Genomic DNA, 16,777 nt, shown 5'->3' with positions numbered 1-16,777 from the left:
GCCTACCACCCCGGCCGGACAACCACTCCATGGCGGGTGTGCAGAATTCCGGCGACCCGCAGGCTAATCCGGTGTGTTGAAGCATCCGCGAACAGGCTCTGACTGTCGGTATTCTTCCGCCGACGCTCTGCGACAGGAAGGCAGTTTGATGCTCGACTATTCGAGGCTCGTGAAGGCGTACGACATCCGCGGTGAGGTCCCCGCCCAGCTCAGTCCGGAACTGGTCGAACAGATCGGCGCTCTGTTCATCCGCTTGACCGGCTCCGAGCGGATCGTCATCGCCCGGGACATGCGCTCCACCTCTCCCGAGCTGTCCGCCGCCTTCACCCGGGGCGCCACCAGCGCCGGGGCGTCGGTCATCGACGCGGGCCTCGGCTCTACCGACTACCTGTACTACGTATCCGGCAGACTGGACCTGCCAGGTGCGATGATCACCGCCAGCCACAACCCCGCCCGCGACAACGGCATCAAGCTCTGCCGCGCGGGAGCCGCCCCGATCGGTGAAGACTCCGGACTTGCCGAGATTCGGGCGTGGCTGGAGGCCGGGGATGTGCCCGAGCCCGCAGCCGTCCACGGCGAGGTCACCGAGCGGGATCTGCTGGCCGACTACGCCGCGCACCTGAACTCCTTGGTGGACCTGCGCGGCAACCGCCGGCTCAAGGTCGTCGCCGACGCGGGCAACGGCATGGCCGGGTACACCGTGCCCGCCGTCCTCGATGGTCTGCCGGTCGATCTGGTCCCGCTGTTCTTCGAGCTGGACGGCACCTTCCCCAACCACGAGGCGAACCCGCTGGAGCCGAAGAACCTGCTCGACCTCCAAGCGGCGGTCAAACAGCACGGCGCGGACATCGGCCTCGCGTTCGACGGGGACGCGGACCGCTGCTTCGTCATCGATGAGCGAGGTGAACCGGTCTCCCCGTCGGCGATCGTCGGCCTGATCGCCTCGCGCGAACTGCTGCGCGACCCCGGCTCGGCGATCGTGCACAACGTCATCACCAGCCAGGCCGCAGTGGAGATCATCCAGGAGCAGGGCGGCCGCCCGGTGCGCTCCCGGGTCGGCCACTCTTTCATGAAGGCCCTGATGGCCGAGCACGGGGCGATCTTCGGTGGCGAGCATTCCGGGCACTTTTACTTCCGCGATTTCTGGAACGCCGACACCGGCATGCTCGCCGCCCTCCACGTCCTCGCTGCTCTCGGCGAGCAGGACAAGCCCCTGTCTGCCCTGATGGCCCAGTACAACCGCTACACCGCCTCCGGCGAGATCAACCGCACCGTCGCCGACGTCGCTGGGGAGCTGGACGAGGTCGAATCGAAGTTCGCGCAGAAGGCCCGGTCGGTGGACCGCGTGGACGGACTCACGGTGATGCTTCAAGGCGGCGCCTGGTTCAACCTGCGCCCCTCCAACACCGAACCGCTGCTGCGCCTGAACGTCGAGGCCCCCACCGAGGACGCGATGGCCGACTTGCGAGACCGGGTGCTGGCCGTCCTTCGGGCCTGATTGACCAGGGCATCACCAGGCGCGGGCCGCACCCACGACGGCCCGCACCTGCCGTCGGACCGCGAGCGACTGGTGGGGTCTGGTCTACACCTCGGCATCCGGGTGGAAGTGCCGGCTGCTGCGCAGTTCCTCGCCTCTCCTTGCCGTGCCGATGCACGCCACGAACAATCGCCAGGCGCTGGCGGTGTCAACTGTGATGCCATAGCCGACGGCCGGAGGAGCCGGGCGGGTGCTGTAGCGCTCGGCGCGGATGACCAGGCCATCGGTATCAGCTGCTGCGAGGGCGGTCAGCAGCGCCTGCTCGACCTGTGCGGTGGCCACCTTCCCGCCGCCCAGTTCGGGCAATGCTTGGGGCAGCAGCCGCTCGTCCGGGCCGGCCGCCGGAGCGACGCCTGAAGCCCCAGAGACCATCCAGTAGACCGAACCCGAATCCTGAAGCGTGACCACCAGCCCATAGGGCCGCTCCGGCCACACGGCGGCCGACTCCACCCCCGGAACCGCAGGCAGGTGGGCGATGAGCAGCTGCTGGAGGTCGGACGGCGTCATGGGCGCAACCGTACCGCTGTTCTACTATCGCCCCCGGCAGCGGCACGGCTGTCCTGGGTGGGTACCGCGTTGCAGTGGTAGAGCGACTGTTGGGCGGGTGGGCCGGGTCGCAGACATGCGGCCCGACCCACCTCGGCTACTCAGGAGGCGGATTCTCCTGCTGCGGGCTTGCCACGTCGCGGAACGAGGCGGACGACGGCCTCGGCGGCGTCGTGGGCGACCTCTGGCAGGACGGACTGGTAGATGTTCAGCGTGACGCGGGTGTCGCTGTGGCCGAGCATTTCGGAGACGACCTTGATGTCGATGCCGGCGGCGAGGGCGAGGGTGGCCGCGCCGTGGCGGAGGTCGTGGAGGCGGATCGGGGGGAGTCCGGCGTCGGCGACGAGTCGGGCGAAGCGGTCGGAGATCTTGCCGGGGTGGAGCCAGGTGCCGTCTTCCATGGTGAAGATGAGCCCGGTGTCGACCCAGGCCGGGCCGAAACGGAGCCGGTCGGCCTTCTGGCGCAGCTCGTGCTGGCGCAGTACCTCCATGCTCTCCGGGTCGAGCGCGACGGTCCGGATGCCGCTGTTCGTCTTCGGAGCGCCTTCGAGGACCTCCCAGCCGTTTTGGACGAGTTGGGAGGCGACGCTGAGCGTGTTGCTCGATTTGGCGAGGGCGGTCCAGCGGGCTCCGCAGCCTTCGCCTCGGCGCAGGCCACGGAAGGTGATGAGGTGCCAGAGGGCGTACAGGCGGTCGTTGGCCACCGAGTCCAGGAAGGTGCCGGTCTGCGCGGGGGTCCAGACCATGACCGGGGAGGGTTTCTCTCCGGTCTTCTGCCAGTGGGCGACGTGTTCGGGTGTCCAGACCAGCGCTTTGGGCTTGACGGCCGAGGTGACCTCGACGTGTTCGGCGGCGTTGAAGTCGATGTACTGCTGGGCGATGGCGGCGTTGAGGGCGGTTCGCAGCGTGGCACGGATGTGCTGCTGGGTGGAGGGGCCGGTGACGCGCCGGAAGGGCGGCATCTGCGCGATGGCCTCGCGGGCGATGCGGCGGGCGGCCCGATCGCGGATCTCCTTGAGGTCGTCGAGGGCCTGGCGGCGCTGGGCGTTCTGCTCGAGGATCTCCTCGTTGCGATCGTCGATCGCGGTGAACATCTGGTCGAGGTGCTGGACGCAGAGCCGGTCGAGGCGTATGCCGCCGATGTGCGGCTTGAGGTGGACGCGGATGTCCATCTCGTATCGGGTCTTGCCCGTGGGGCGCAGCTTCTTCTTGCCCGCCAGCCACAGGTCCAGCCACTCGGCGATGGACATCCTGCTGTTGAGCGCCTGGCCGGCCTTGAACCGGCGTGCGACCTCCTCGGCGGTCGGGAGGTTCGTCTTGGATTTGGCGCACGCCGCGATCATGTCGCTGATCGCGATGGAGTCTTGCGGGTTGTCCTCGTCGGCGAGCGCGAGCAGCGCGCGCACCGCGTCCATCTCCTTCTGGGCGGCCGGTTCGGTCTTGAAGCCGGAGCGGCGGAAGGTCCGCCGCTTGCCGTCCCCGTCCGGGTGCAGCTCCTGGCGCACGGTCCAGGTGCCGTGCTCGCGGTCGGTCAACTTGGGGCAGGAGGCGTTGTAGTGGGCACCGGTCTGGGGGTTGCGGCAGCCGCAGCGGCGGGTGATGGAGCCGTTCAAGGGGTGGCGTTCTCCTTGTCGTCGGGGTCGTCGACGAAGTCCAGTTCGTCGGGGAGCGGTGCAGGGCGCAGGCCCTGGGCGCGGAGTTGGTCGCGGGTGGCTTTGAGGACGTCGTAGTCCCGGGAGGCGATCCGCTCGAATTCCTCTGCCTGCCTGATGAGCTGGGCCGCGATCTCGGGGTTGCGGGCCCTTGGTGCCTGGAGCCGGCGGGTGACGGCTTGCTCGGTGGAGAGCAGGGCGGTCTCCACCGCGACCTGGTGCTCGCGGAAGGCGTCCAGAGCGGCCCGCGGGCTTCCGGCGGGCGCGGCGGTCGTGAGCCGCTCCTCTCCGGTGAACCATGAGGCCGCCTCCCAGGACGGCACGTCCATCTCGGGGAGCAACTCGACGGTGGGCCGGTCGTCCAGGGGGAAGATCAGGCTGACCGGTGGCACCTCGAGCACCTTCGCCAGGACGAGCAGCTCCTCGAGCTTCAGCGAGCCCCGGCGGCCTGATTCCAGGTTGGCGATCATGTTGCTGGGGAGCGGCACTCCCAGATTGCCGCATGCCTCGGCGACCTCGGGGCCGGTCATGCCCAGGCGGTTGCGGTGTTTCCTCACCTCGGCCGCGATGCGGGCGGTGAGATCGGCGAGCCATCCGTCGGTTGTCATGAATGAATGATAGCTCTGCTCTGCATGCATTCACAGCATGTGTGATAGAAGTTCTCGCAGAGAGAACATACTGAGACGATCGGAATGTGCTGTGAATGCATCGGCTGAGCCCCACGCCCTGCCGGACTACTCCCAAGGGGCGCTCGATGCACTGCCGCCGGCGATCACCCTGAAGGTGGCCAACGAGCTGCTGTCCCTGAGCCGGAACACCGGCTACCGGCTGGCGGCAGCCGGCCGCTATCCGTGCCAGGTGCTGAAGGTTGGCGGCGAGTACCGTGTGATCAAGGCGGACCTGCTGCGGGTCCTGGGCATCCAGGCGGCGCAGGTGCGGTCAGAGCAGGTCGAAGATCAGGCGGCGTGACGGCTGGGCGGAATGACGATCATTGGTCGGCCTGCGCCCGCAGCTTGCGGGCGAGATCCGCGTCACGGCGGAACGTGCCGGCCACCTTCACGTCCAGCGCGCTCTGCTCGTGCTCTTCGCCGCACGGGCACAGGCTCCAGCCGGCGTCCTCGATCCGCGCCGCGACGCTGTCGATGATCTCGGCGGCCTCGTCGAGCAGGCCGACGGGGATCTCGATGCGGTCACTGTCGGGGTCGGCCACCGCTGCGGCGCCTACCTCGGTGAGCAGGTCAAGTGCGTGCGCCATCGAGCGGGAGTCGCCGTTGACCGCGGCGTACTTCGCGGCCTGTGCGAGAGCCATCACCTGGTGCCCCGGAATCCACCGCGGCATCGAAACCTTCCGGTCGTCGACGCGGACCGGGCGGACTCCATCGACCGACTCTGAGCCCGCGGTGTCGTGCGCGGCAGCCTCGGCAATCTTGTCCGCGACCGTCTCCGGCTCGACGTACCGCAGTGCCGACCGCGGCTGGATCCCCAAGCCCGTGGCGACCACGTCGACCATGTGGGCGAGCACGTTGTGCACCGCCACCGGCTCAACCTCAAGCCCTCGCGTCAGCAGCACGGCGGTGGTCTGCGCTGCCAGAGCCTTGAACTCCGCAGTGTTCCTCACGTCTGCCACACGCCCAGCCTAGGCCCGCCCGTGCGACGATCGGGAGCCCGGCCACGTTCGAGTGATGCGAGAAGGCCAGATCTTCGATGCGGCGGCGCCTCACGTGCTGGACGTCCGCCCCGACGCGGTGGGTCTGCGCTCGACCGGCGCGGTCATGGCCGGCGGATTGCCCGTCCGGCCGTCGGCCTTTCCGACACGGCCAACACGCCGGGGCCGGTAGCCTGTTCCGGTGCCAACGGGATCAGACCAGACGCGGTTGATCGTGATCCGCGGAAACTCCGGCGCTGGCAAGAGCACCGTGGCCGCCGCGATCCGGGGCGCCTACGGGCGGGGCATCGCCATCGTGGGGCAGGACAACCTGCGCCGGATGGTTCTGCGGGAGCGTGACGTACCGGGCGGCGCGAACATCGGCCTGATCGACACGGTAGCCCGCTACTCCCTCAACGTTGGGTACCACGTGATCGTGGAGGGGCTGCTCTACGCCGACCACTACGGTCCGATGCTCCGCGCTCTGCGGGACGATCACGCGGGCCGCAGCTGCTTCTTCTACCTGGACGTGCCGTTCGAGGAGACCGTGCGCCGGCATTCGACTCGGCCGCAGGCTGCCGAGTTCAGCCCCGACGACATGGCCGGCTGGTACCGACCGGGGGACCTGCTCGGCGATGTCCCGGAGGAAGTCGTCGGCCACGGCAGCGCACTGGAGGCCACGGTGCGGCGGGTGCTCGCCGCCGCCGGCCTCGCCACCCGGTCGCGCGGGCGCTGATTCTGCGGGCTGCTAAGGCCGACGCCGATCCACCGGGCGCGCGACCGAACGGCGGCACGACCTCCGACAAGAGTATGTGATCAAGGTCTCTGGTCGAACGATCCCATTGGAGCAAGGGATGTGCTACGGTCCGTCGTCCCAATAGATCATGAGGCCCCGGCGGTGTGTCACCACCGCCGGGGGTCCTGCAGCACGAGGAGCGGTCACTCCACATGCGTGTTCATCGTAGCGAACACCCCTGCCATTTCACGGTCCTGCCCAACGGCATTCTGCAGGACCGCCGTCTGAGCTACACCGCCCGCGGCCTGCTGGCCGACCTGCTCTCTCGCCAGGACGGCTGGCGGGAGGACGGCCGGCACATGGCCGACTCGAGCCCGCAGGGGCGCGGGGCGATCCGCAAGGCGCTGAAGGAGCTGACCGAGGCCGGGTACTACCGGGTCGACAAGGTCCGGATGGCGGACGGCACGATGCGCTCTGAGGCGCACGTCTTCGACGTCTCGCAGCTGGCGATACCGGGTGTCCCCCGTCCGGGATCCGGCCAGGCGACACCCGCTCCCGCTGACACCCTTCCTGTAAAGGAACTTGAGAAAGAACCTTCCCTCCCAAGCTCGTCGCAGGGTCAGGTGCCGCGAGGCGGCACCGAGACCGAGACCGAGGGGAAGGAGGGCGGGCAAGAGACTCCGCTGGCCACGCCAATCGCGGCCGATGCCCAGACCCGCGAGGCGGTCGCCCTGCTGTTCCGGGTGATCCGGCCCGAGCCGCGCCTTCGCCTGGGGGCGGTCGAGGCGTTCGAACTGGCGCCGCTGGTGGCGCAGTGGCTCGAGCGGGGCAGCTCGCAGGCGGACCTCGCCGGCGCCCTGCTGCCGGGCCTACCTGCGCAGATGTACTCGGCCGCAGGCGTGCTGCGCGACCGCCTGACCCGCAAGATGCCGCCCGCCCCCGAGCCCGTGAAGCTGGCGGCGCCGCAGCTGGAGTGCGCGAAGTGCCACGACCCGGTGTCGCAGCCGGGCATCTGCCGGGCCTGTGCGGGCCTTGGCACGCCCATGGTCCAGGTCGGCGGCGGTGCGGCGGCCACGCCGCGCGGCATGGCCCTGGTCAGGGCGGCGCTGCGCTCGGCCAAGGGAGACACCCTGCCGAACGCGGCATAACCTCGCCAGGCCGTGCCGATGGTGCCGTCCCCTGCGCGGCACCAGCACCACAGCCTGGCGAGGTAGCTATCAGGCCGAGACCAGCTCCTCCCTGACCGCGCTCAGGTGAGCGATGCGGTCCTGGCAGTCGCGGATCAGCTGGTCGATGTGGCCGGGCAGTGTGCTGGAGCGCTGGTCAAGCGTGGCGCGCAGCAGCAGCCGGTACTCGTGCGGAGCCTCGTGGCCGCACCGGGCCGGCAGTCGCAGCAGGGCTTGATCTGCCGTCAGTTCCTCGACGATCCACTGGCCGTCGGGCTGCTCGTCGGCCCAGAACACGGTGCGGGTGTCCAGCGCGAGAACCAGCTGCCCGCCAGAGCCGAGCTGGCGGCTGAGGTCGGCCAGGTGCAGGGCACCCGGCCCGGCCAGTTCCATGGCGTCGTCGAGCGTCGGCACGGTTCCGTAGGGCTGCAGGGTTATCGGAGAGGCAAGGTGCATGGCGTTCTCGTGAGGTCGAGGGGCGGGAAGGGCAACGGTGCGTTCGAGCGTCATGACGGCTTGCTTTCCGACGCCTGCGGATCCTGCTCACTGCCGAGGTAGGAGATGACGACGAACCGTAGGTCGGGATACGTGGCCGGGACGAGGACCTGGGAGACCACGTCGATCTCCGCCTCGAACCGCGGGATGTCCAGTCGGAAGTGATGGCCATCGCGATGGCTCACGACCATCGGCCCCTCGTTCCAGTACGTCTGGCAGATCGGGTCCTTGAGGACCTCGGCCAGCAGCGCGCTCAAGGCCAGGTCCTTCGGCAGGCGGGCGAGGGCCTGGCGGATCATGGCCAGGTAGATCCGTGCGTGGCCCTCCCAGCCGACCAGCTGCGTGCGGGCTTCCTCAGAGAGCAGCCCCCAGCGGATGAGATTCGCGCCGGGCTCGAGCACCCAGGGGAACCAATCGGCCATGGCCTGGTTGTAGCCGACGATGTTCCACGTGAGGTCGCTCAGGTAGGCGGGCCGCGGCGACTGCTGCTGCAGGAGCAGCTGGAGCGCTGCGTGTGCGGGGCTGTCGCCGAGCGGGTTGCTCTTCTGCAGCGGCGCGCTGCCGAGCGTGTAGTAGTAGAGGGTCAATCTTTCTTCCTCCCCCAGAAGAAGTGCCTCGGCCAGCTGCTCGATGGTCTTGCGGTCCAGACGGGACGCGGCCCCGCGCTCGAGCTCGCGGTACCACCGCTCGCTCATGCCGGCGGTCATCGCGACCTCGGCCTGCGACAGGGGCTTCCCAAGGCCCAGGCGCTCGCCGGCGGCGATGCGCCAGGCGCGCAGGAGGCCCGCCAGCCCCATCAGCTCCTCGGCTGGCGTGGAGGCGGGGTCGTCTTGGCGTCGGTTGGTCTGCACGGGAAGTCACCTTTGAGCGGCCTTGCAATTTCGGAACCAGCCTAACTGCTGTCGGATTAGTTCGACCGGCAAGCGTTTGCCGGAAGTAATGTGCCGGAACTCGTTTGCCGGGTGACGCGCGTAGACAATCGACCCGAATTGAGACATTGCCGAGCCTGCATCCATTGCACCCGTTGTGGGTGGCCCTATTCGAGTCCCTGACGTCGCGTCGGAATGCTTGCAGATGTGGCGACTTGAAGATATCTGACGAGCCGTCTGGAAAATGTGCTGTTGATGATTTCCCCAAGAGGTCTATGCCACTTTCAAGATTTCTTGACGGTTTAGGTGGCGGGTGCTTAGAGTCACGGCGAATCAACTCTCTGGGGATTTCCAGGGTGACGGATTCCACAGCATTGAAGGCGTCCTGGGTGAGCGGGTGCATATCCGCTGCCGTCCCTGGGTGCCTCATCCTGGGCGGTGCCGCCTGTCGGGCGCCCCATCAGGTCGGATATGCGACAGGGCAGTTGGCTACACGAGGAGGGGGAAGTGGTGGGCACCGCACTGGCTGCTGAGCGCATCTCGGCGGCAGTTCCGCCAGGGGGCCGCTGGTCGATACACGGACCTGCGCGCCGGGCGGCGCACGAAGCCGGCGCGACTGCAGGGCGTCACGTCCGCCTGCGGCTGGACGACCCAGGCGCCGCCTACCGCCCAGGAATCGGCGTGATCAAACCGTGACTCTGCGAGTCGGTTGATTTTTTGGTGAACGGCCGACCGGGTGATCGGATGGCTCGTGCGCCCGGTTGCCAGAAGAACGGGCCCCACGGCAGGAGAGAAGAACAGACAGCGTACGTCGTACCCGTCGTCGTCAGTGCCGAACACGACAACGGCGCCTGGGAGCTGGAACTCCCAGACGCCACGTCGCGCGCGCCCTGAAAGGCACGGAATCACACCTGAAGCAGACCGGCTGAACTTTTGGACGAGCGACGCCGACCTGCTCCTAGCTATGAGGAGTGTTACATGTCTACGCCTCTGCGTACAGTCAGAGACGGGGCTGAGGTGGTCGGCGAATCCGCCGTGCTGCCCCGAAACGAAGCCGTTCTCGACGCACATACTGCAACGTCGCTGGCCGAATGCCTGCGGGCGATGGCACCGGGCGCTCACGTGATGCGCATCACGATATCCGGCCCCGGAAGCCCGTTCACAGCGCAAGCCTTCGACAGTACCGATACCTACGTCCCGCTCAAGCTGCGAACAAGAAGGGCCTTCGCCCGCTGGATCGCGGCGGAGTTCCCCCGCGTGGACTGGCGGCACGCCCACGAACTCGACCTGGCCACCGGCATGCTCGCTGCCGTGCCCCTCGCGGACGCGGTGGGGTGCTGACCGTGTCCCGCATCCGTACTGTCAAGCCGGAGTTCTTCAACTCCGACGACGTGGCTTCCGTGTCTCTGACCGCCGAACGTACCTTCATCGGCCTGTTCACCCAGGCCGACGACCGGGGCCGCCACCGAGACAACGCCCGCATCATCTACGGCACTCTGTGGATCACCCGGACCGAGCAGACCCCGGAAGGGGTCGAGGACGACCTCCGTCATCTCGCCGAGCGGAACCTGGTCTGCCGGTACACCGGCTGCGACGGCAAGCGCTACCTGCACATCGTCACCTGGGACAAGCACCAGAAGATCTCCCACCCCGCCGCGTCCAGACTCCCGGCCTGCCCCGAGCACCAGGTCGCCCAGGAGTGCGGCGGCTGCAAGCAGAAGCACTGCACTGGCCCGGCTCCGGAGAACTTCCGGAGGCCGACGGAAAACCGCCCGCTGTCCGCGGACACCCCCACCGGTGCGACGCCCCAGGTCCCGATCCGCGCGGAGGAGCACCGAAGCGTCGAGGAGCGACCCGCAGCACCTGAAACGGATAAAACCACAGGTCAGAGCCTGTCTCTGGAACCTCTCCGGAGTCCTCGGGAGAAGCTCGTGCCTGGATCCAGGATCAAGGATCCTGGATCTACCCCTAACGGGGACGGCTTCGCCGCGCCCCCGGCTCCCTCTGCTGATCGTCTCGTGGCCCAGTACGTGAAGCTCTGCGCGAGGCGCCCGGCGAGCAAGACCCTCGCCCGCCTCGGCAAGGAAACCAAGGACCTCCTGGCCGACGGCTTCACCCCGGACGAGATCTGGGCCGGCCTGCTGCGCTACCACGCCAACCCGAAGAGCCCCGCTCTCCTGCCTGACATGGTCAACGAGGCCCTCAACGGCACCGCCGGCGCCCAGGGGACGACCCGCGGTGCGCCACGCCACCAGGCGTGGACCAACCCGACCGCCGACGCCTACGCCGAGGAGCTGTGACCATGGCAGACCCCAAGCGCGTCGACGGCGTCCTGCGCCGCATCCTCCTGCGCCGCAACCTCGACCCCGACCGGCTGGCCGAGATGCACCCCGAGCCGCAGGACCGTCTGCTGGCCCTGGAGTTGGCCGCCGCCCGCATCCCGGCCCTCTACCAGGACGCCCTCGCCGACCACCCCCAGGTCGTCGCCTGGGTGGACGAGGTCAAGCGGGCCGCCCGCCGCGGCCCGGCCGGCCAGCCGGGCATCGCCCAGGCGACCTCGCTGATGCTGGTCGGCCCGACCGGCACCGGCAAGACGTACCAGGCGTACGGCGCGATCCGACTCCTGCTCGCCGAGGGCGTGCGCCTGCGCTGGCGGGCCATCACCAGCCCCGACCTGCACGCCCTCATGCGCCCGCGCCCCAACTTCGACGCCGAGAAGGAATTCAGGGAACTGGCGGACACCCCGCTGCTGCTGCTGGACGAACTGGGCGCCGGCAAGTCCTCGGAGTTCACCGAGGACCTGACCTGGCGGCTGATCAACCACCGCTACGTGCACCGCCTGCCGACCCTGGTGACGAGCAACCTGGCCACCTCGGACCTCCGAGGTGCCGTCGGCGACCGGGTCGCCTCACGCCTGCGCGAGATGAGCCGCCGGGTCCTGCTGGCCGGCGAAGACCGCCGCCGCCCGCCCACGGCCGCCTGAACCACCCCCGGCGCCGCACCCGGCCTCGCCGCCGCCTGCGGCCACACCACCGAACGCTCCTCTCCCAGCCCTGCGCGAGCCGCCCCGTCGCCGTGCCCGCAGGACGACACGAAAGCACCACCTTGACCGTCACCGAGCTGACCCCTGCCCACAACCGGATGCCGGACCCGGTCTGGATGACCCGCGCGGCCTGCGCCGGCCACCCCGAGCCCGACACCTTCTACCCGTTGCCACGCGGCCTGCGACACATCGCCGAAGCCAAGCGCGTGTGCGCCGGCTGCCCCGTGGCGAGTGAATGCCTCACGGACGCGCTGGAACGGGGCGACCGACACGGCATCCGCGGTGGCCTCACCGAGGCCGAGCGCCACCTCCAGCACGAAGAGGGCGACAACGACCGCACCGAGGAACAGCGCGTACTCGCCGCCCTCGACGGCGAATACGTACACCTGTCCACCAAGGAACGCGAGTCGGTCGTCATCGTCGCAGCGCTGACCGGCACCCCAGCCCAGCTCTGGGCCCCCACACTCGGGATCTCGCGCAAGTACGCCCTCGAGCGGATGCGCGACGTCCGGCCCAGGCTGGCGGCCAATCCGACGGCGTACCCCGACGAACGGCGGATGGCCGAGCAGCTCACCGCGCTGACGGCGGTGGCCGCGTGAGCCAGGACGACACCACACGCCAGATCTCCGGCTGGGACGCCGCAGCCATCGGCATACTCGGCACGGTCGGAGCAGTCCTGTCCTACGACGCGCTGCAGCAGATGGCCGTAGCCATGCACGTCCGAGGACCCCTCACCTACCTCTTCCCGGCGGTCATCGACGGATTCATCGCCTACGGTGTCCGCGCCCTCCTCGTCCTGCGTGAGGCTCCCTGGCAGGCCCGCGCCTACGCCTGGTCCCTCTTCACGGGGGCCACCTCCACCAGCATCTGGGCCAACGCCCTGCACGCCGTCCGTCTCAACGAACAAACCAGCCTCAATCAGGGGCTGCGGTTGCCGAACACGGCCGTCGGGTTCCTGAGCACCCTGGCACCACTCGCCCTCGGCGGCGCGGTACACCTCTACATCGTCATGGCCCGCCACGCCCCCAAGCGTGGGAGCCGGCCGGAACAGGAGGTAGCAGCGGAGACCACAGGCGAGCCCGACGTTCAGCACCGTTCGGGGACGGTCCGCGCTTGGCTGTTCCGAACGCGCCGCACGATGGCGCTCGAAGCTGGTCGGGACCACACGGTCGGCCGCGACCACTTGAAGGCAGCGGACCGGGCAGCGCCCGAACTGCAAGGTCCGTTCGGTACGCCTACCCCGCCAACGCCTCCGGCGCTGCAAACCGGAGGAGGGACCTCGATCGCGCCGCTGCTGCCTGGGACGGGGACGGGGACCGCACCGGGCATCACAGGGCTATCGGGGACCGGGACCGTTCTCGGGAGCGTGCCGCCGTTGGGGACCGGGCTGGGGACCGTTCCCGGCAGCGGGCCAGGTGGCGTCGGGCTGGCGGGGACTGGACTGAGCAGCACAACGGGGACGGGGACCGTGCCGCCGTCGGGGACGGCGATTCCGCCGGGCCAAGGGACCGTTCGGTCCGGAGCCGGGATTCTGGGCGGGACCGTGGTGGGCACAGGCGTGGGGACCGTTCTGCCTCCGGGGGCGGGGACCGTTCCGCCGTCGGGGACCGGGACTGGACCGAGTCCGGGGACCGTCCCGCCGGTACGGACGGGGACTGCGCCGCCGACGGGGACCGCTGCAGGGGTGGGGGCGGGGACCGTTCCGCCGTCGGGGACCGGGACTGGACCGAGTCCGGGGACCGTCCCGCCGGTACGGACGGGGACTGCGCCGCCGACGGGGACCGCTGCAGGGGTGGGGGCGGGGACCGTTCCGCCGTCGGGGACCGGGACTGGACCGAGTCCGGGGACCGTCCCGCCGGTACGGACGGGGACTGCGCCGCCGACGGGGACCGCTGCAGGGGTGGGGACGGGGACCGTTCCGCCGTCGGGGACCGGGACTGGACCGAGTCCGGGGACCGTCCCGCCGGTACGGACGGGGACCGTCCCGCCGACGGGGACCGTGGTGGGCACAGGCGTGGGGACCGTTCTGCCTCCGGGGGCGGGGACCGTTCCGCCGTCGGGGACCGGGACTGGACCGAGTCCGGGGACCGTCCCGCCGGTACGGACGGGGACCGTCCCGCCGATAGGGACCGCCGCGGGGGTGGGGACCGGGACCGGGGACCGTCCCGAACCCGTCCCGAAGCGCTCACTGTCCGACAAGGACCTCAAGGCGCTTCTGCCGATCGCCCGCAAGGCCGCTGCCGAGGCGGAGGGGCGGGTCACGCGCGATGTGCTCCGCGCCGGCTTCAAGGACGAGGGCGTCGGCATCAACAACAAGGCGCTGGGACAGGTCCTGGCCGCGCTGAAGGACGCCGAGTCCAAACCTCCACCTGCCCGTCGCTGAAACGTCGACAACCGACAAACGGGCCTGAACTCTCGCCCAGATCCTCACTGAACTCCGCCCTGAAGGAACCGAAATGACCCGCAACAAGCCCGAAATCCCGCACTCCGACGCGCTGATGGGCCTCTTGCTCGCCCAGGGCCTGCTCCACAGCGCCGAGGGTGCGAGCGACGGCAGCTGGCTGGTGCGCCGAGCCGCCCGCGGACCGAAGTTCGTGCTGGAGACGCCACTTGAGGCGGTGGAGTACGCGATGGACGTGCTGCTCGACGTGCGGCTCGAGCTGGAGACCGCGGCCTGATCGCTGCCCTTCGTCAGGCCCCTGACCGGCGGTTGGGGGCCTGACCGCTTGCCACCTTCGGCGGAGCAAGTTATTGCCTGGGGCTGCCCTACGGGCAGTCCCAGGCGTTTGGCCCTCGCCCAGAGGGGCGAGGGCAGGCCGTTGTCGGATCGAGCGGGGGCGCTCGATCCGACAACGGCCACCCGGAGCCAGGGGGCTCCGGGTGGACTGGAGGGAGGAGAAGACGACGACCACTGAGCAGACCGCTCCCGACCCCGCCGCGCCGCCTGCGCGCCAACCCCGCCGCCGCAGCCGCGAGCAGACGCAGCGCGCGCACCGACTGACTGTGCGCTTCAACGCCATTGAGCATGCCGAGATCGTTGTCGCCGCGAGTGCCCGCGTGCAGACTGTGTCGCGATTCGTCGCGACCAGCACCTTGAATGCCGCCCGCGGCCTGAGTGCCGACGCCGACCCGCAAGACCGCCTCGACCGTGCGGTCGACGAGCTCGCCGCAGCCCGTGCCCACCTTGCCCGGGTCGGCAACAATCTCAACCAGGTTGCCTTCCAGCTGAACGCCGGCGGATACCCGCGATACGGCGAGTTGGACACCGTCCTGGCCGCGATCCGCAAGGCGGTGGTCGGCGTGGACGCTGCCGGTGCCCAACTGGTCGGCAGGTGAGGTGAACTGATACCCAAGGTCCGCCGAGGCTCACGCACGTACGGGCTGCTCGTCTACCTCTATGGGCCGGGCAAGCACGACGAGCACACCGATCCGCACATCGTCGCGTCCTGGGACGGCTTCGCGCCCGATCCGGGCCGCGACCCGTACGCGAACCTCAAGCAGCTCGAAGCGGCACTGGATCTGAGGGTCAACCAACTCGGCTCCCGCAAGCCGAAGAAGCACGTGTGGCACTGCCCCGTCCGCGCCGACGCAGACGACCGGATGCTGAGCGACGAGGAGTGGGCCGAGGTCGCCCGCCGAGTGGTCGCAGCCGCCGGTATCGCCGTGCCCGGTGACCCGGACGGCTGCCGCTGGATCGCGGTGCGCCACGCGGATGACCACATCCACATCATGGCGACCGTCGTGCGCGGTGATCTCAAGCAGCCGCGGCTGTACAAAGACGCCGACCGCGCCCAGGCCGAGTGCCGCGAGATCGAGCGGCAATGGGGTCTGCGCCGGGTCAAGAAGGGCGACAAGACGGCGGCCAAGCGGCCGACCAGCGCGGAGATGCACAAGGCCGAACGGCTCGGCCGGCCGGAGCCGGTACGCCTGGAGCTGCGCGACAAGGTCCGCCAGGCGGTGGCCGGCGCCAAGGACGAGCAGGAGTTCTTCGACCGCCTCGCGGCGGCCGGCCTGCTGGTGAACAAGCGCCTCGCCCCGAGCGGGGACCTCCTCGGGTACTCGGTCGCCGACCCTGAGGACCGCAACGCCGCAGGCGATCCGGTCTACTACCCGGGCTCCAAGCTCGCACCGGACCTCTCGCTGCCCAGGATCCGCAAGCGCATGGCCGGCGGGACCGCCGACCAGCCGGCCCAGGAGGCCGACGGGTCGGCCGACGGCATCCGGCGGGTACCCGGCTCGCGTGCCGCGCGGGCTCGCCGCGACGCGGCAGCCGTGGTCGATCGGGCCACCCGCGTCCTGGACGGCGACAACGACGAGGAGAGCGCCGCCCAGCTGGTCGGCGCGAGCGAGGTCCTCGACGTCCTGGTGCTCAAGGCCCCGGCCGACACCCGGGCACAACTGCGAGCAGCCGCACGGGCCTTCGAGCGCGCAGCGCGATCCCACGTACGTGCGGAGCGGGCCGACAACACCGCGGTCCGCTCGGCCGCGCGCCAACTGCTGAACAGTGGCTACGCGCAGAGCCGCGGCGAGGACGGCGGTGTGACCGCCATGCTGCTGTCCACCCTGGTCCTGCTCGCCATCGCCGCCAGCCGCTGGAACGCGGCCCGCGGACACGCTCAGCAGGCCGAAGCCGCCCAGGCCGCAGCAGCCCACCTTCGCCAGGCGTATGCCACCGTGGCCGCCCGGCCGATGGCCGCGATGGCCACCCGCGGACGAAGCCTGCCCCCAGCGGTGCGCGAGCGCCACGCCGCCCTGGTGCGCGAGCACGTCCACCGGGGCGACCAGTTGCCCGCGGACGAGGGCTTCGACGCGCTCGCCGCGACCCTCGCCGAAGCGGAAGCAGCAGGCTACGACCCAGCCGACCTCCTCCAACAGGCCAAGGAGCAAAGGGAGCTGGGCAGCGCGGACTCGGTGGCCGCAGTCATGGTCTGGCGGGTGCGGCGGCTGGCGAAACTGTCGGCCGCGCCGTCCGCGCCGTCTGCTCCGGCCGCGACGCGGCCCACAGTCGGCCCAGTACGGCCGCCGTCCGGACAGCCCGCGCCGGTGTCCGAGACGGCTCGCCGCCCGCGCCGCTAGGCCCTTCCACGG

Annotated in this window: 18 protein-coding genes and 1 pseudogene; 13 read left to right on the top strand and 6 right to left on the bottom strand. The window is 69.9% G+C overall.

Going from position 1 to position 16,777, the window contains the following annotated elements:
• Positions 1 to 148: 148 nt before the first annotated feature.
• The gene (locus P3T34_RS18070) at positions 149 to 1,498 is read left to right on the top strand and encodes a phosphomannomutase/phosphoglucomutase (RefSeq protein ID WP_280667059.1); all 1,350 of its coding nucleotides are present in this window, start codon (positions 149 to 151) and stop codon (positions 1,496 to 1,498) included.
• A gap of 84 nt (positions 1,499 to 1,582) precedes the next feature.
• On the opposite strand, the gene P3T34_RS18065 is transcribed toward P3T34_RS18070, so the two are convergent.
• From P3T34_RS18065 to P3T34_RS18055, 3 genes are all read right to left on the bottom strand, one after another.
• Complete coding sequence (locus tag P3T34_RS18065; protein ID WP_280667058.1) at positions 1,583 to 2,044, bottom strand: hypothetical protein; 462 nt, start codon at positions 2,042 to 2,044, stop codon at positions 1,583 to 1,585.
• A gap of 140 nt (positions 2,045 to 2,184) precedes the next feature.
• Positions 2,185 to 3,696 (bottom strand): site-specific integrase, encoded by a 1,512-nt coding sequence (locus tag P3T34_RS18060; RefSeq protein ID WP_280667057.1) that lies wholly within the window; start codon positions 3,694 to 3,696, stop codon positions 2,185 to 2,187.
• Complete coding sequence (locus P3T34_RS18055) at positions 3,693 to 4,343, bottom strand: helix-turn-helix transcriptional regulator (RefSeq protein WP_280667056.1); 651 nt, start codon at positions 4,341 to 4,343, stop codon at positions 3,693 to 3,695. Before P3T34_RS18055 ends, P3T34_RS18060 begins: the two co-directional genes overlap by 4 nt.
• A 175-nt stretch (positions 4,344 to 4,518) precedes the next feature.
• Here P3T34_RS18055 and P3T34_RS18050 point away from each other — a divergent pair, with 175 nt between their 5' ends.
• Positions 4,519 to 4,704 (top strand): hypothetical protein, encoded by a 186-nt coding sequence (locus tag P3T34_RS18050; protein WP_280667055.1) that lies wholly within the window; start codon positions 4,519 to 4,521, stop codon positions 4,702 to 4,704.
• Positions 4,705 to 4,723: 19 nt separating this feature from the next.
• Here the strand turns inward: P3T34_RS18050 and P3T34_RS18045 are convergent, their stop codons facing one another.
• Complete coding sequence (locus P3T34_RS18045) at positions 4,724 to 5,362, bottom strand: hypothetical protein (RefSeq protein WP_280667054.1); 639 nt, start codon at positions 5,360 to 5,362, stop codon at positions 4,724 to 4,726.
• A 220-nt stretch (positions 5,363 to 5,582) separates the two neighbouring features.
• Here P3T34_RS18045 and P3T34_RS18040 point away from each other — a divergent pair, with 220 nt between their 5' ends.
• Together P3T34_RS18040 and P3T34_RS18035 are read left to right on the top strand one after the other, a co-directional pair.
• Complete coding sequence (locus tag P3T34_RS18040) at positions 5,583 to 6,116, top strand: kinase (RefSeq protein WP_280667053.1); 534 nt, start codon at positions 5,583 to 5,585, stop codon at positions 6,114 to 6,116.
• 212 nt (positions 6,117 to 6,328) lie between these two features.
• On the top strand, positions 6,329 to 7,264 hold the full coding sequence (locus tag P3T34_RS18035) for a hypothetical protein (protein WP_280667052.1): 936 nt from the start codon (positions 6,329 to 6,331) through the stop codon (positions 7,262 to 7,264).
• 69 nt (positions 7,265 to 7,333) lie between these two features.
• Here the strand turns inward: P3T34_RS18035 and P3T34_RS18030 are convergent, their stop codons facing one another.
• Complete coding sequence (locus P3T34_RS18030) at positions 7,334 to 7,738, bottom strand: hypothetical protein (protein ID WP_280667051.1); 405 nt, start codon at positions 7,736 to 7,738, stop codon at positions 7,334 to 7,336.
• Between the two features lie 50 nt (positions 7,739 to 7,788).
• Complete coding sequence (locus P3T34_RS18025; protein ID WP_280667050.1) at positions 7,789 to 8,628, bottom strand: helix-turn-helix transcriptional regulator; 840 nt, start codon at positions 8,626 to 8,628, stop codon at positions 7,789 to 7,791.
• Between the two features lie 996 nt (positions 8,629 to 9,624).
• On the opposite strand from P3T34_RS18025, the gene P3T34_RS18020 reads away from it, so the two are divergent.
• The 9 genes and pseudogenes from P3T34_RS18020 to P3T34_RS17980 all read left to right on the top strand — a co-directional run bounded on the left by P3T34_RS18020 (position 9,625) and on the right by P3T34_RS17980 (position 16,765).
• Positions 9,625 to 9,987, top strand: a complete 363-nt coding sequence (locus tag P3T34_RS18020) for a hypothetical protein (protein WP_280667049.1) — start codon at positions 9,625 to 9,627, stop codon at positions 9,985 to 9,987.
• A 2-nt stretch (positions 9,988 to 9,989) separates the two neighbouring features.
• Complete coding sequence (locus tag P3T34_RS18015; RefSeq protein WP_280667048.1) at positions 9,990 to 10,946, top strand: hypothetical protein; 957 nt, start codon at positions 9,990 to 9,992, stop codon at positions 10,944 to 10,946.
• Positions 10,943 to 11,629, top strand: coding sequence for an ATP-binding protein (locus P3T34_RS18010; RefSeq protein ID WP_280667047.1), 687 nt, complete (start codon positions 10,943 to 10,945; stop codon positions 11,627 to 11,629). Before P3T34_RS18015 ends, P3T34_RS18010 begins: the two co-directional genes overlap by 4 nt.
• Before the next feature lie 122 nt (positions 11,630 to 11,751).
• Entirely contained in the window at positions 11,752 to 12,288 is a 537-nt protein-coding gene (locus P3T34_RS18005; RefSeq protein ID WP_280667046.1) for a WhiB family transcriptional regulator, read from the top strand.
• Between the two features lie 23 nt (positions 12,289 to 12,311).
• A pseudogene (locus P3T34_RS18000) lies at positions 12,312 to 12,725 on the top strand (DUF2637 domain-containing protein); the annotation flags it as partial.
• A 1,104-nt stretch (positions 12,726 to 13,829) separates the two neighbouring features.
• The gene (locus P3T34_RS17995) at positions 13,830 to 14,072 is read left to right on the top strand and encodes a hypothetical protein (RefSeq protein WP_280672676.1); all 243 of its coding nucleotides are present in this window, start codon (positions 13,830 to 13,832) and stop codon (positions 14,070 to 14,072) included.
• 73 nt (positions 14,073 to 14,145) lie between these two features.
• Complete coding sequence (locus P3T34_RS17990; RefSeq protein ID WP_280667045.1) at positions 14,146 to 14,367, top strand: hypothetical protein; 222 nt, start codon at positions 14,146 to 14,148, stop codon at positions 14,365 to 14,367.
• Positions 14,368 to 14,569: 202 nt separating this feature from the next.
• Complete coding sequence (locus tag P3T34_RS17985) at positions 14,570 to 15,025, top strand: hypothetical protein (RefSeq protein ID WP_280667044.1); 456 nt, start codon at positions 14,570 to 14,572, stop codon at positions 15,023 to 15,025.
• Positions 15,026 to 15,289: 264 nt separating this feature from the next.
• A complete protein-coding gene (locus P3T34_RS17980) occupies positions 15,290 to 16,765 on the top strand; it encodes a mobilization protein (RefSeq protein ID WP_348534669.1) in 1,476 nt (491 codons plus the stop codon).
• Positions 16,766 to 16,777: the final 12 nt, after the last annotated feature.

Origin of the sequence: Kitasatospora sp. MAP12-44 (genome assembly GCF_029892095.1) — a bacterium.
Lineage (GTDB): Bacteria > Actinomycetota > Actinomycetes > Streptomycetales > Streptomycetaceae > Kitasatospora.
The sequence above is the reverse complement of the archived record's forward strand: the minus strand, read 5'-3'. Positions and strand labels throughout refer to the sequence as shown.

Coding starts and splice junctions, on each gene's coding strand:
- P3T34_RS18070 (WP_280667059.1), top strand. CDS start 149: ATGCTCGACTATTCGAGGCTCGTGAAGGCGTACGACATCCGCGGTGAG.
- P3T34_RS18065 (WP_280667058.1), bottom strand. CDS start 2,044: ATGACGCCGTCCGACCTCCAGCAGCTGCTCATCGCCCACCTGCCTGCG.
- P3T34_RS18055 (WP_280667056.1), bottom strand. CDS start 4,343: ATGACAACCGACGGATGGCTCGCCGATCTCACCGCCCGCATCGCGGCC.
- P3T34_RS18035 (WP_280667052.1), top strand. CDS start 6,329: ATGCGTGTTCATCGTAGCGAACACCCCTGCCATTTCACGGTCCTGCCC.
- P3T34_RS18030 (WP_280667051.1), bottom strand. CDS start 7,738: ATGCACCTTGCCTCTCCGATAACCCTGCAGCCCTACGGAACCGTGCCG.
- P3T34_RS18020 (WP_280667049.1), top strand. CDS start 9,625: ATGTCTACGCCTCTGCGTACAGTCAGAGACGGGGCTGAGGTGGTCGGC.
- P3T34_RS17990 (WP_280667045.1), top strand. CDS start 14,146: ATGACCCGCAACAAGCCCGAAATCCCGCACTCCGACGCGCTGATGGGC.
- P3T34_RS17980 (WP_348534669.1), top strand. CDS start 15,290: ATGCTGAGCGACGAGGAGTGGGCCGAGGTCGCCCGCCGAGTGGTCGCA.